General features: G+C 49.5%; 11 protein-coding genes. 6 read left to right on the forward strand and 5 right to left on the reverse strand.

What is annotated here, in order from left to right:
- Positions 1-76 precede the first annotated feature (76 nt).
- From gndA to pgl, 3 genes are all read left to right on the forward strand, one after another.
- Positions 77-1,510: an NADP-dependent phosphogluconate dehydrogenase gene (gene gndA, locus BWI97_RS23615; protein ID WP_102203063.1), complete on the forward strand. Its 1,434-nt coding sequence runs from the start codon at positions 77-79 to the stop codon at positions 1,508-1,510.
- Positions 1,511-1,579: 69 nt separating this feature from the next.
- Positions 1,580-3,094, forward strand: a complete 1,515-nt coding sequence (gene zwf / locus BWI97_RS23620; protein WP_094815858.1) for a glucose-6-phosphate dehydrogenase — start codon at positions 1,580-1,582, stop codon at positions 3,092-3,094.
- Positions 3,095-3,156: 62 nt separating this feature from the next.
- Positions 3,157-3,885: a 6-phosphogluconolactonase gene (pgl, locus tag BWI97_RS23625; protein ID WP_102203064.1), complete on the forward strand. Its 729-nt coding sequence runs from the start codon at positions 3,157-3,159 to the stop codon at positions 3,883-3,885.
- Positions 3,886-3,951: 66 nt separating this feature from the next.
- On the opposite strand, the gene BWI97_RS23630 is transcribed toward pgl, so the two are convergent.
- Entirely contained in the window at positions 3,952-4,713 is a 762-nt protein-coding gene (locus BWI97_RS23630) for a LuxR C-terminal-related transcriptional regulator (protein ID WP_094815862.1), read from the reverse strand.
- A gap of 329 nt (positions 4,714-5,042) precedes the next feature.
- Between BWI97_RS23630 and BWI97_RS23635 the strand changes: the two genes are divergently transcribed.
- Both BWI97_RS23635 and BWI97_RS23640 read left to right on the forward strand, forming a co-directional pair.
- On the forward strand, positions 5,043-5,993 hold the full coding sequence (locus tag BWI97_RS23635) for an LEA type 2 family protein (protein WP_102203065.1): 951 nt from the start codon (positions 5,043-5,045) through the stop codon (positions 5,991-5,993).
- Between the two features lie 19 nt (positions 5,994-6,012).
- A complete protein-coding gene (locus tag BWI97_RS23640) occupies positions 6,013-7,185 on the forward strand; it encodes a low temperature requirement protein A (RefSeq protein WP_102203066.1) in 1,173 nt (390 codons plus the stop codon).
- Positions 7,186-7,563: 378 nt separating this feature from the next.
- Here the strand turns inward: BWI97_RS23640 and BWI97_RS23645 are convergent, their stop codons facing one another.
- Both BWI97_RS23645 and BWI97_RS23650 read right to left on the reverse strand, forming a co-directional pair.
- A complete protein-coding gene (locus BWI97_RS23645) occupies positions 7,564-8,508 on the reverse strand; it encodes a glycerophosphodiester phosphodiesterase family protein (RefSeq protein WP_233207984.1) in 945 nt (314 codons plus the stop codon).
- A 195-nt stretch (positions 8,509-8,703) separates the two neighbouring features.
- Positions 8,704-10,044 carry an MATE family efflux transporter gene (locus BWI97_RS23650; protein ID WP_102203067.1) on the reverse strand — a complete coding sequence of 447 codons (1,341 nt, stop codon included), beginning with the start codon at positions 10,042-10,044 and terminating at the stop codon, positions 8,704-8,706.
- Positions 10,045-10,299: 255 nt separating this feature from the next.
- Here BWI97_RS23650 and BWI97_RS23655 point away from each other — a divergent pair, with 255 nt between their 5' ends.
- On the forward strand, positions 10,300-11,637 hold the full coding sequence (locus BWI97_RS23655; RefSeq protein ID WP_102203068.1) for a Gfo/Idh/MocA family oxidoreductase: 1,338 nt from the start codon (positions 10,300-10,302) through the stop codon (positions 11,635-11,637).
- A 125-nt stretch (positions 11,638-11,762) separates the two neighbouring features.
- Here the strand turns inward: BWI97_RS23655 and BWI97_RS23660 are convergent, their stop codons facing one another.
- Both BWI97_RS23660 and BWI97_RS23665 read right to left on the reverse strand, forming a co-directional pair.
- Positions 11,763-12,185: a hypothetical protein gene (locus tag BWI97_RS23660; RefSeq protein WP_146011007.1), complete on the reverse strand. Its 423-nt coding sequence runs from the start codon at positions 12,183-12,185 to the stop codon at positions 11,763-11,765.
- 84 nt (positions 12,186-12,269) lie between these two features.
- A complete protein-coding gene (locus BWI97_RS23665) occupies positions 12,270-13,391 on the reverse strand; it encodes a cytochrome-c peroxidase (protein ID WP_094815871.1) in 1,122 nt (373 codons plus the stop codon).
- Between the last annotated feature and the right edge of the window lie 15 nt (positions 13,392-13,406).

The raw sequence follows: 13,406 nt of genomic DNA on the forward strand, positions 1-13,406 counted from the left end.
CTTGTATTCTTCGGTTCGGCGGTTGGGGTCTACGGGCTTCAACCGCCCCACCTTCAAATAAACCATCCTATCCCTAATGAGTGCTCAACAGTACACCATAGGAATGATCGGCCTGGGAACCATGGGCCGAAACCTCCTGCTGAATATGGCCGATCACGACGTGGCCGTAGCCGGCTACGATACGGACGCCTCCAAAGCTGAATTACTCGAAACGGAAGGGCAAGGTAAACGCGTAAAGGGTTTTGTCTCTTTACCCGATTTCATTGAAAGCCTGACCAGTCCTCGTACCATCATCATGCTGGTACCGGCGGGCAAAGTGGTAGATAGCGTCATTGCCAATCTGGAACCACTTTTAAGTGAGGGCGATATTCTGATTGATTCCGGAAATTCACACTTTACGGATACCAATCGCCGCGTAGCTGAACTGCAAAGCAAAGGCATCCACTTCTTCGGAATGGGGATTTCGGGTGGTGAAGCGGGGGCTCGTCGCGGACCGAGTATGATGCCCGGCGGTGACAAACACGCCTACGAAGTAATGAAACCCGTCTTTGAAGCCATTGCGGCGAAAGTAGATGGGGATCCCTGTGTAACCTACATCGGTCCCGGAGCATCGGGACACTTTGTGAAAATGGTACACAATGGCATTGAATACGGTCTGATGCAATTGATTGCCGAGACGTATTCTTTGCTGAAAAATGGTTTGAAAATGGACAATACCGCCATTGGTGATGTATTTGACCAGTGGGACCAGGGCCGTCTGCAATCCTTCCTGATTAACATTACCAAGGATATTTTCCACTACCGTGAACCCGGAGCCGACCACGAGCTGCTCGACGACATCAAAGATGAAGCGAAGGCCAAAGGTACGGGCAAGTGGACCTCACAGGCCGCCATGGATCTGGAAACGCCCATTCCAACGATTGATGTTGCCGTTTCGCAGCGGGATTTGTCCAAGTACAAAAAGCTTCGCGAACAGGCCGCTGAATTATACAGCGGTGAAGGCCGGGGAATTGATGCCGTAAAACAGGAGTATTTAAAGGCATTGGAAGAAGCGTTCTTCGCCAGCATGATTATTACCTATGCTCAGGGTATGCACATGTTGCTGAAGGCTTCCCGGGAATTTGGCTACGAACTTCAGCTCACCGAAATCGCTAAAATCTGGCGGGGTGGCTGTATCATTCGTTCGAAGTTCCTCAACAGTATTTACCAGGCTTACGAGAAGAATCCTCAACTCGAGCACCTGTTGCTGGATGAAGGAGTAAAAACGCAGTTGACTGCGGCCTTACCGGGCCTGCGTACGGTGGTTACGAGTGCCGTTCAGTCGGGTATTGCGGCTCCGGCCTATGCCACTTCCCTGAGTTATTTTGATGCCTTCCGTACGGGTCGTTCTGCCCTGAACCTGATCCAGGCTCAGCGGGATTATTTCGGAGCCCACTTGTACGAAGTTATTGGTAAAGAAGGCGTTTTCCATACCGAATGGGTACCCAAAGAAGAAGTTGATTTAGAGTAAGACCGCTTAGCGGCTCCCTTACCTGAAGAAACAGGGACTTGTTACTAATCAACTTCAACAACATTCCCCATGAATTCAACAACAACGCCAACTATATTTATCATTTTCGGCGGTACGGGCGATTTGAATTCCCGTAAACTGGCACCCGCCTTATATAATTTGTTTCTGGACGGCTACCTGCCCGAAAAATTTGCCATCATTGGCACGGGACGTACGGAGCTGACGGACGAGGTTTTTGCCGAACGTTTACTCGAAGGGATCAACTCGTTTTCCCGTCGCGGGAAGGCAGAATCCGACAAATGGGAAACGTTTGCCAAGCACGTTGCGTACCAACCTTCGGATTTGAAAGATGCGGAAACCTACAAAGAGTTTGGTAACCGTATCGATCAATATACGCAGGAGTGGGGTGAGAAAGCCAACGTTGTGTATTACCTGGCGGTTTCCCCCAATTTCTTCCCCATTATTGCCGAAAATATTTCTAAAGCAGGACTGGCTTCGGATACCGAACGCGTACGGATCGTGATTGAAAAACCGATCGGTCACGACCTGGAATCGGCCAAGAAGCTGAACTCGCTGCTGGCTCATATCTTCGACGAACGCCAGATTTACCGCATTGACCACTACCTGGGCAAAGAAACGGTACAGAATATCATGGCGTTCCGTTTTGCCAATGCCATTCTGGAACCTCTATGGAATCGCAACTACATTGAACATGTACAGATTTCAGTAACCGAACAGCTGGGCATGGGCGAACGCGGCGACTACTACGACGGAGCCGGTGCCCTGCGGGATATGATTCAGAACCACCTGCTGCAATTACTGTGTCTGGTGGCGATGGAACCCCCCGTTAGCTTCAGTGCCGACGAAGTACGCAACCGCAAGGTGGACGTCCTCAAAGCCATGCGTCGTTTTACGGCCGAAGATGTACGTCTGTCGGCCGTACGCGGTCAGTACGGCAGTGGCTGGATGGAAGGCAAACAGGTACCTGGCTACCGCGAAGAGGCCAAAGTAGACCCACAATCCAATACGGAAACCTTTGCAGCCGTGAAGTTTTTCGTGGACAACTGGCGTTGGCAGGGCGTACCCTTCTACGTACGGACGGGTAAGCGGATGCACCAGTCGGCTTCGGTGATCTCCATTCAGTTCCGGGAGGTTCCTCACGATATTTTCCCCTCTGGTACGAAAGACAGTCTGCCCCAAAATCGTCTGATTATCAGTATTCAGCCCGAAATGAGCATTCGCCTGCAAGTACAGGCGAAACGTCCGGGACTGGATATGATTCTCAACACGGTCGATATGGTTTTCGATTACAAAGGTACGTATACCAATCAGGCTCCCGAAGCATACGAGACGCTATTACTGGATACGATGCTGGGCGATCAGACCCTGTTTATGCGGGGTGATCAGGTCGAAGCAGCCTGGGATTTACTCATGCCCGTACTGGATACCTGGGCGGCGAAACCCAGTCTGAGCTTCCCCAACTACGCCGCAGATTCCTGGGGACCGGAGTCGGCAGAGGCCCTGATTGCCCGCGATGGCTTCCACTGGTTTTCATTACCGCTAAAGAGTAATGTGAAGCATTAGGCTATTCAAAAAAAGGGGGGCGGATTATCGCCTCCCTTTGCTCACTTGATTATGAAACGATTATGAAAATTACAATTGCGGATACTGTCGATGAAACGCTGCAAAATCTGGCGGTATTTTTTGTAGAAACGGCCCAGCGGAATATTCAGGAAAAAGGCCGCTTTTCAATAGCTCTGTCGGGGGGAAGTTCGCCCAAGAAGTTGTATGAGTTACTGGTAGCCCAGCACGCCCATGATCTGGACTGGAAAAAAGTACATTTCTTTTTCGGTGATGAGCGGTACGTACCCCATACGGATCCGGACAGTAACTACCTGATGGCGAAGCAGACGCTGTTCGATCCGCTTTTTATTAATCCTCTGCAGGTATATGCGGTCGATACCAGCCTGGAACCCAGGCAGGCGGCTGAGGCGTATACGGAGACCATTCTAAAGTTCTTTCACGGCGAGAAGCTAAGTTTTGATCTGATCCTGCTCGGATTGGGTGATAATTCGCATACGGCTTCCCTGTTTCCTTACACCAGCATTCTGGCGGACGATTCACAATCCGTAAAAGAAGTGTTTCTGAATGATCAGGGCATATACCGGATTTCGTTCACGGCTCCGCTGATCAATCAGGCAGATCGTACGGCTTTTCTGGTTTATGGAGCTGGAAAGGCGGAGGCGGTTCGCCACGTAATTGAAGATCCAATCGATATTGAGCAATTCCCTGCTCAACTCATTATTCCCGTTAACGGCTATCTGGACTGGTTTCTGGATCGGGCGGCGGCGGCGGAGTTGTCGATGCATTACTAAGAAAGCCTGGCGGAGCTTTCTCCGGTTTTCTGCAAGCGTTCGGCCCCTTGGGTCGAACGTTTTTTGTTAAATCCAGCCTTCGCGGACGGCTTTGGCGACCAGCTCAGCCGAGCTGCGTACTTCCGCTTTGCCGAGCATGTTTTTCCGGTGTCTGTCCACGGTTTCTTTAGTAATGCACAGTAAATCAGCGATTTGCTTGCTGGCATAGCCGGATACGATGGCTCGTAATACTTCTTTTTCCCGTTGGCTCAGTACTTCTTTGCGGGGAATGAACACCTTCTCAATAGGCATATTCAGGTAAGAAGGCTCTCCATCGATTCCTACAAACGAAAGGATCGACGGGCCCGTTGCTTTCAAATGTGAAATGTCGGTATGTACGCCTAACGTGCGTACATTTTCGCCATATTGAATCACAACGATTTGCTGTAAAATCCGGGCGTATTGTCCATTTTTCCTACGTAGGCGGTAATCGTAGCTCACTTTGTACTTGTAGACTTTTTCGGGGGGAATCTGGTTAAAGAACTCCACAACACTGTTTTCGTGATTCAGAAAAACGGGAACATCATCGGGATGCAGGTGCTCAAGCACGTAGGGCAGAGTAAATTCTTCGGGTGAGCAGCCGAGTACTTCCGCCACTGAATTACTGGTATGCTCAATTTGACCCGTACGACAATTGAAAAGGTAGTAGTAATAAGGACCTAAATGAAATAAGTCGAGAATCGACTTAAAGTTTTCAATGGAGTCCATTACCTCCAGGCGGTCAGTGGGTAAATCCCGGTTAATGCGATCCCAGATTTTCCGGGCTTCACGGTAGATTGGCGTTTGCATAGGGGTGTAGGTTATTGGCTGAGAAGGCTAGGTAAATATATTAATATCAATGCATTAACTTTTACTTATCGGTTATCTGACCGTTCACTTTAGAACCATTTTAAAATCCAGTTTTCTTAAAAAGACCTTTTTTGAGAACTTATTCTTACGAAGAACTACGTGCTTTTTAGGTGTAAGTGATTAAATAAATGACGTCTGAATAAAAATTAAATTTTTAAAAATTTTTTATACCGATTGGGTTAGGTAGGGTTACGCATGACATAAAGTTGGGAGCCAGAATTGACCAGTCGAAGGCGGGCACAGTTTTATTCAGCATATAGCCTTCTATAATGAGCGTACTTGCTAACTCCGCCATGAAAAAGAAATCGATCCTTTGGGTTGTGTTACTGGTCGTCATAGGACTGGCCGGCTGGTTTTTGTACCAGCGGTATGTAGGTAAAAACGCGAATCCAGTATCGGGTCTCAAACCCCGGGTGGGAGTCAGTATTGCAGAAATTCATTCCATTACGGATTCAAAAATGGACGTAAACCTGAGCGTATTGATTGACAATCCACTTCCGGTTGGCATGAATATTCAGGATTTTGCCTATACAGTGCGGGTGGACGGAGTTAAAATTGCGGAAAGTGATTATGCCAAGCCCATTGAAATCAAAGCCCGGGACAGTAGTGTGGTGACAGTGCCTACCCAAATCAAGCTCGATGCATTTTCGTCCATCGCCAAAGAGGGTGAGGCCCGCGGGCAGGATAGTGCTACCTATCACATCGCCGCTCTCCTTCACTTGGCCAAACCTTTTCTGGGTAAGGATACGCTGCGACTGGAAGCCGATAAACGCCTACCCTTGTTTCATCTGCCGGAAATTCAGCTGGTGGGTTATGATGTGGAAAAATTTCGGTTGAAAAACACGGACCTTGATCTTCAGATTCGCTTCATCAATAAAAATGACTTCGATATCAGCTTCAAAGACATGACTTATTCCGTTGATCTCGGTAAGGAAGGCAATACGATTCGGGGTCAATCGCCGGGGATTACTAAAGTACCCGCCCGCAGTGATAAAGTATATACCATTCCGGTACAGCTAACGATAGGAAAGATGTTGAAAGCCAGCGTACAGATGCTGTTTCAAGGTAAGGATTTTCCATATGCCCTGCACATGGACTGTAAAATGGCATCCAGTAACGATATACTGAAGAATAGTCAGATGAAAACCGTTATTCGTGGCAATCTGGAAGATATCAAAGGCCTTAAAAAAACGGTCGAAGTGAAATCAAAAAAAGATTAACCTCTCATAACCCACACGTTTGAATCAGAAAAACGACTTAGCCCGAGGAAATGACGAACGGGGGCAAACCATTGCTGACCGCTGGATTGAACCTTTTTATGACTTAGTGATTGGTACCGTCATTGGTCAGCTAGCCGATGTGTTTACGGGAGCCGTTTACGCAAAGGAGTACCTGCATTTTTGCAGTCTCTTCATTCCGGCCTGGTGGCTATGGACGGGTTTTTCGTTGTACTTTGATCGGTTTGATCGAAATGCTCGCTTCCAGCAGGCTCTCCTTTTACTGAGTCTGGTTCCTATCATTTTACTTTCTGTGAAGGCTCCCGATACGCTGGAGGGAGACGTGGCAGGATTTACCTGGTTTTACGCGGCAGCCCGTATCCTCTTGGTGGGGTTGTACGTATATACTATCTGGGTAGACGAAGAGGCCCGAAAGCCCGCCCGCCATTTGTTGATAGGTTATAGTGTAGGTCTTGTTTTCTGGATTGTCGGCGGAATTACCCAGAATCACGTGTGGCAGGTGGTCAGTTTGGTCATTGAATTGACAACCCCCTGGCTGGCCCGAAAATCGCTGGAGAAGATTGGACCTACGGAACAACATTTCCCCCAACGACTGGGTATGTTTACGCTCATTGTCGTCGAGCAGAACATCATGGGTATATCCACCTCACTAAGCGAGGGACTTTGGCATTCGTATCGACTCATTGCGGCCGGCTGTGGTTTGATACTGGTGATTCTGCTCTGGTGGTGGTATTTCTTTCATCAGGAAGAATTTCTTAATGGTCGTCTCAAAGGCAATGGGTTACGGTATTCCTTTGGGCATTTGCCGCTCTATCTGGGTACGGGTACGATGGCAATCGGCGTAACGGCCGCTATTGATGACAATGATACGTCCTGGTGGATGCTGGTTTGGGGAATGACACTGTACCTGGCTGCTATGACCTGGATGAGCCTGAAAAAGATAAACGCCGCCCGTCGCCGCCCCTACGTAGGGCTGACCGGGATCACGCTGGCCCTCATGTGGAGTGCAGCCTACCTGATTCAGCTGGGTTGGGAAACGTTGGTAGCGATAACCGGGATTTATGGCCTGTATCTGTTATTAGCGTATCGGATCATTAAAGATCAGGGCGAACCAGTACCCGATGAGCTGAGTGATACGGAAGACGATTCGAAGCAGCCCTTACAGATTGGGTAATAAGCAGTGTATAACACAAAAGCCAGCGATCAGAGCCGGCTTTTGTGTTGAAGAAATAGGATTGTTTATTATAGAGTAACAAGGCGGCTTTTTATTCCGCAGACAAGGTTGGCTTTTAGTTGGTATACAATGTTTATAAAAAGTTTCTAGCAACAAATAGTATCACAGTGGCAGTATTTCTTCCCGTAGGCACGGCTGGTCTTTTAGTCTAGGAGAGGCTTACGGGTTACCGAACAGCCCTATCTGAGCACCAAACTCAGTCTAGGTAAATGACGAAATACTAAAAAAAGTAAAGCTTCGGTTACGGATATTATTCGCGATGGAAAGAGTACGTCCTACTGAGCAGACCTGTCTAGAGTAATAAAACGGACCAAAAAATCAATCTTGTTTCTTCTGATAACTCCCATACAACCCAATCAGCCGTTCGGGATAATTTGAGATAATCCCGTCGACGCCGTAGGAAGCCATACGTTGCATATCTTTTTCTTCATCTACTGTCCAGGGTAACATTCGCATCTTCTTTTCGTGTACTTCTTTCACAGTTTCGGAAGTGACCAGGGTGTAATGCGGACTGTAGTACTGTGGCGTGAATCCCAGTTTGGCCAGGTTATCGGCTACGCTGTCTTTGTTATAAAGCAGCAGCGAAAGGCTTTGTTTGGGGTACTTTTTGTGGAGTTCCTGAAGGGTACGCACGTCGAAAGACTGAATAGTTACGCGGTTGGCGATGCCTTTTTTCTGGATGACCTGCATGAGCAGTTGTACGAATACATCCGGTGAAGGATTGTACTTTCCGTCACCCTGCGGGGAACACTTGGTTTCGATGTTGTAAGCAACCGGCTTCAAATGATGCTTGCGAACGTAAGTTTCCACGCTGTCGATGACTTCCGAAAGCAGAGGTTTATACGTTTTCATTTTCTTTTGCTGCGGAAAATTCGGGTGCGGTTTGCTCCCGGCATCGAAGGTCCGGATGCTGTCGTACTTCATTTGATAGAGAGCGTAGGACTTTTCTTCCTCTTTCGTGATGTCGTTACCATCAGGTTTCCGCATGAAAACGGACGACATATACGGGTCGTGGGAAACCACCACCTTCTGGTCTGCCGAAATAACGCAATCCAGCTCCAGCGTCCGGCAACCCAGCCGTACCGCATGGATCATGGATGTAACCGTGTTTTCCGGGACCAGGCCCATACCGCCCCGGTGGGCCTGTACATCGAGGGTTTGTTGGGCTTGTACACGCGGAAGTACAAGTCCACTGAAAAGTAAAGCGTACCAAAGACGTTTCATCGTCAGGAAATAATAGAGTGAATGGAGAAGAAAGAGCATACGAACGGGAAGGTCCGTCTGCGGATAAAATTGGGTCCAAAAGTAAAGACTTTCCCAAGGGAGCCTGTTACGGCTAGATTAAATCAAAAAGGCTTTCCGTAACGATCGCTTCATGTACCAAGCGTCGTTAAAAAAAGCACCGTTTGCTTTTCCAGACAGAAAAAACAAACGGTGCAGAGAGGTGTCCCTAAAAAACTAGCTGACCAGTACCGGGGCGTTTCGTTTGGACATTCGCAGAAAACGAGCAATCAGGAAAATGGAGGCAAACGTCAGACCACTGATGAAGCCCAGCCACATACCCGAAGCTCCCATGCCGCCGTGAAAGGCAAACCAGTAGCCCATTGGAATACCCACTACCCAGTACGCCACGGCAATGAGCAGGGTAGGCGTTCGGACGTCCTTGATCCCACGTAAGAGGCCCGCTCCGATGGCTTGCGTCGCGTCAGAAATCTGGAAAATGGCCGCAAACAGCAGCAGCATACTGGCCAGCGAAACGACTTCCGCATTGCTGTTGAAGAAATGGGGTAAATGGTCTTTGAGTAGTACAAAACCCAGGGCACAGCAAACGCCGTAAGCCAGAGCCGTAAGTAAGGTACTCTTGCCAATGGTAGCAATCAACGGCCAGTCCGAACGACCAAAGGCATTGCTGACCCGGATGGAACCCGCCTGAGCCAGTCCCATCGAGACCATAAACGTAGCCGACGCACAACTCAGGGCAATCTGGTGGGACGCCTGAGCGACGGCACCAATCGTACCGATGATGATGCCCGAAACGGCGAAGGCTCCCGCCTCCATACCGACCTGCAGGCTACTGGGTACCCCGATGTGCAGCAATTCCTGAATCGTCGAGCGACGCAGGTACCATTCCTCTTTCCGAAGCTGAATGTACTTTTTATACGAATGGTGGGTCAGAATAACCGCCGCCAACGCTATGGTAATCAGCGTACGGGTGATGAGCGTACCCCAGGCGGCTCCCAGTAGTTCGAGTCGCGGGAAGCCCCAGTTGCCATAAATCAACAGCCAGTTAATGAAAATGTTAATGGGCATGGCCGCCAGCGAAAACAGCATGGCCGTGCGGGTTTGTTCGAGGCCATCCGTGAATTGCTTGAGTGTCATGAACAGCAGCATGGGAATAATGGAAATCCCCATCAACTGCATGAATGGCACGGCCAGGGTAGCAACTTCCGGGTCCTGACCCAAGTGAAAGAGGAGGTCTTTCCCGAAAAACAGGGTAAATGAAATCAGCAGGGCCGTTAGGGCACAGATGCAAAAGCCATTGTACAGGTAATGGGAAACCTGACGGGCGTCGTTCTGACCGTGGGCCATGGATACCATCTGGGAAACGGAAATGGTCATGCCGATGCCGATCACAAAGGGAATATTCATGGCATTGAATACCAGCGAAACGGCGGCCAGTTGTTTGTAATTAATGGACCCCACCATGGCTGTATCAATGATGTGCAGGGCCATTTGAGCAAGTTCACCAATAATAATGGGTAAAGCTAATCGAATAGTTTTGAAGGCTTCCGTTTTCATGACTCAATCGTATCGCAACTTAAGAAAGCCGCAAAGGTACGAAAGCTTCCCGAGCAGGTCGGCAAAAAATCCGAAACTAGCGGACGCACTTCCCGCAGAAGGACCATTTTAGGCCACTTGAACCTTCAGAATCGCCGGATTTGTCGCAAGACTATATCATTTTTAACAAATTCCTGTAATTTCAGCGATTCAACCACCCGTCTGCTCAGGTCCGCTTCGGACGAGGCACGGGCGTATCAAAGCCTCTAATTCCTTATGGAAAAATCCAGACGATCGTTTCTTAAAAAAACGGCTCTTACGACGGCCGGACTGACCCTCGGCGGGGTCGGGATGTCCGCCAAAAGTTACGCTAAAATCATCGGCTCCAACGAACGGCTCCAGGTAGCCATTGCCGGATTAGGTCGGCGGTTGGGAGCCTATTTTGAACCCATTGGGAAGAAAGACAGTAACGTCGAGTTGGTATACCTCTGCGACGTAATGCAGAAGCAGCGGGAGTCGGCTCTCAAGCAGTTCTCGAAACATATCGATTACCAGCCTAAGCTTGAAAATGACATTCGGAAGGTCATTGCCGATAAGGATGTCGATGTACTCATCAATGCTACCCCCGACCACTGGCATGCTCCGGGTACCTGGCTGGCAGTACAGGCGGGCAAGCACGTGTATGTGGAGAAACCCTGTAGCCATAACCCCCGGGAAGGCGAAATTCTGGTGGCGATTCAGAAGAAATACGGCAAGGTGATTCAGATGGGAAATCAACAGCGTTCATCGCCGGAAACCATCGATATTATCCATCAAATTCATAATGGAGCCATCGGCACGCCTTATAAAGCCGTGGCTTTTTACGTGGCTACCCGAGGCGAAGTACCGGTACCGAAAAAAGCTCCTGTACCCACGGGGCTGGACTGGGATTTGTTTCAGGGTCCTGCTCCCCGTCGCGAATACACGCACGATACCTGGGATTACAACTGGCACTGGTACGGCTGGACTTACGGCACGGCTGAAAGCGGCAACAACGCCACGCACGAGCTGGACGTCGCCCGTTGGGCCTTACAGGTAGATTATCCTGAATACGTGAATGTGGAAGCAGCGAAACGCCATTTTCCCAACGATGGCTGGGAGATGTACGATACCATGGAAGCGTCGTTCCGTTTTCCGGGCAACAAAATCATCCAATGGGACGGGAAAAGCCGATCGGGTTACAAAACCTACGGCACCGACCGCGGTACCGTAATCTACGGCTCGACGGGTACGGTATACGTTGATCGGGATGGGTACAAGCTCTTCAGCCGGGAAGGCAAGCTGGTGAAAGACAGCAAGGCCAAAGGTTCCGAAGCGGGCACGGCACTGGGCGGTGGCGGTGACATGACGACTGGCCACATGGTTAATTTTTTCGAAGCCATTCGCGGAAAAGCCAAACAAAATTCACCCATTGATGAAGGAGCTAAAAGTGTACTGCTCTGCCATCTAGCGAACATTTCTTCCCGCATTAATAAATCCTTCGAAGTCGATACCAAAAACGGTCACATCCGGGATAAAGAAGCCATGAAGCTCTGGAGCCGCACCTACGAAAAAGGCTGGGAACCACCCGTTTAATTTTTTACGAGCTAAGTACGAAAAAAGCAGCCTCCGAAGGGCTGCTTTTTTTGATGCTGGAAATTACGCACTATTTATGGCTTTGAGCGTAGCATCATTCGGTACGCATGCTTCCGTAACTCTGGTTAAAAATATCCCCGCCCCACATTCGAGTAGGTTACTTTCCATTTCCCCTTGTTACGGTTAAAATACAGGTATTTGTAGCCGTCTTTTAGTGGAAAGTAAGCACAGTCATTAGTCATTTGAATCCTAATGAGCTCACCGGGTTGTGCTTTAATAGAAAAGCTTTGGGCCATTCCGGTGGTCAGGTCACTAATCAAATGTCCGGTAATGGCTACCCGGTTTCCCACGGTAATCGATACGGAGTCATTAAAAAACATCTCGAACGTCAAAACCCGTGAGGAATCGCGGTGAAAAGGCTCGGAGGCCTTCTGGTTGTCCACCTCTTCGCTGACGGTCTTGCACGTCACTTCATTCTCTTTTTTGCAGCCGAGCATGCCCAGGAGAAAGGCACTCAAAACAAGAAGCGGAATACAAAGGAGTCTCATTGCAGATACGTTTGCTCTAAGACCCTTTGTCCGGCCTAAGCGTTGGAAGAGCAAAAAAAAATGGGCAGTCGAACCACCTGTTCGCTACTGAGGCAACTCAAACGGATTGATTTTCTGGGAAGGAACGGAAATCGTTTTCAGAAACGCTTCCAGTTGAAGCTGCTCCGTTTGGGTGAGATGGAGTTTCCGGAGCAGGGGTGAGGTGACAGGCCGCAGTCGTTCGTCTACGACTACCCTTCGCTGAATGGGCGAGGGGTTGCCCAGGTTGTAGTATTCAATAACATCCCGGAGCGTCGGGAAATTGCCGTGGTGCATCCAGGGGCCGGTACGAGCCACTTCCCGCAGCGAAGGCGTACGAAATTTGCCGACGTCCTGAGGATCACCCGTCTGGAGATACTTTCCAAAGTCCTGCTGTGAAGAGCCGTACAGGGTTTGCCCGTCGTTGTGAAACTGATTGTCTGAAAATAAAGGTGAGTTGTGGCAGTTGATACAGCGGGCTTTCGTGCGAAATAAATGCAAGCCCATCACTTCATCGTCGTTCAGCAGCCGGGCATTTCCCTGAACAAAACGATCAAAACGGCTCGGCGGACTGACAACCGTTCGTTCAAACGTGGCAATGGCCTGCTGAATGCGTTTGACCGTCACTTCTTCCGTACCAAAGGCGGCGGCGAAATGCGGCCGGTACCCTTTTACCTTGCGAATATTTCGCTGCATGGTTTTCAGATTCTGAGCCATTTCCAGCGGATCCTGCACCGGGAAGTTCACCTGTTCTTCCAGACTCGCCGCCCGCCCATCCCAGAATAGCCGCTGGTAATGGCCCGTATTGAGAATGGTCATGGCGTTTCGTTTGCCGTTCTGGCGATTGTGACCGAACGATAAATGCCGGCCATCGCCCCAGCCCAGCTCCGGATCGTGGCAGGAGGCACAGGCAATTTGTTTGGATTGCGAAAGTCGCGGATCAAAAAAGAGCAATTTTCCCAACTTCGCTTTCGCTTCCGAATACGGGTTGGAAGCCGGATGGCTAACCTTGCCCAGCACCCCGATTTCCTGAAACGTACCTACGACGGAAGAATCAATCTCCGGTTTAGGCCAGCGGGAAACATCTCCACTGCTGTACAAGTGCCGAAGTTCATCCACCGAATACTCGTGCTGGAAGGCCGTAAGTCCGATGAAAAAGGCTACGGAAAGCAAAAAGAAAAATCGCATAGGCAGTCTACTGAA

Origin of the sequence: Siphonobacter sp. BAB-5405, assembly GCF_002872335.1 — a bacterium.
Classification (GTDB): domain Bacteria; phylum Bacteroidota; class Bacteroidia; order Cytophagales; family Spirosomataceae; genus Siphonobacter.

Excerpts from the sequence above, each read along its gene's own strand:
- gndA (WP_102203063.1), top strand. The coding sequence starts at position 77 with ATGAGTGCTCAACAGTACACCATAGGAATGATCGGCCTGGGAACCATG.
- zwf (WP_094815858.1), top strand. The coding sequence starts at position 1,580 with ATGAATTCAACAACAACGCCAACTATATTTATCATTTTCGGCGGTACG.
- pgl (WP_102203064.1), top strand. The coding sequence starts at position 3,157 with ATGAAAATTACAATTGCGGATACTGTCGATGAAACGCTGCAAAATCTG.
- BWI97_RS23630 (WP_094815862.1), bottom strand. The coding sequence starts at position 4,713 with ATGCAAACGCCAATCTACCGTGAAGCCCGGAAAATCTGGGATCGCATT.
- BWI97_RS23635 (WP_102203065.1), top strand. The coding sequence starts at position 5,043 with ATGAGCGTACTTGCTAACTCCGCCATGAAAAAGAAATCGATCCTTTGG.
- BWI97_RS23645 (WP_233207984.1), bottom strand. The coding sequence starts at position 8,508 with ATGCTCTTTCTTCTCCATTCACTCTATTATTTCCTGACGATGAAACGT.
- BWI97_RS23650 (WP_102203067.1), bottom strand. The coding sequence starts at position 10,044 with ATGAAAACGGAAGCCTTCAAAACTATTCGATTAGCTTTACCCATTATT.
- BWI97_RS23655 (WP_102203068.1), top strand. The coding sequence starts at position 10,300 with ATGGAAAAATCCAGACGATCGTTTCTTAAAAAAACGGCTCTTACGACG.
- BWI97_RS23660 (WP_146011007.1), bottom strand. The coding sequence starts at position 12,185 with ATGAGACTCCTTTGTATTCCGCTTCTTGTTTTGAGTGCCTTTCTCCTG.
- BWI97_RS23665 (WP_094815871.1), bottom strand. The coding sequence starts at position 13,391 with ATGCGATTTTTCTTTTTGCTTTCCGTAGCCTTTTTCATCGGACTTACG.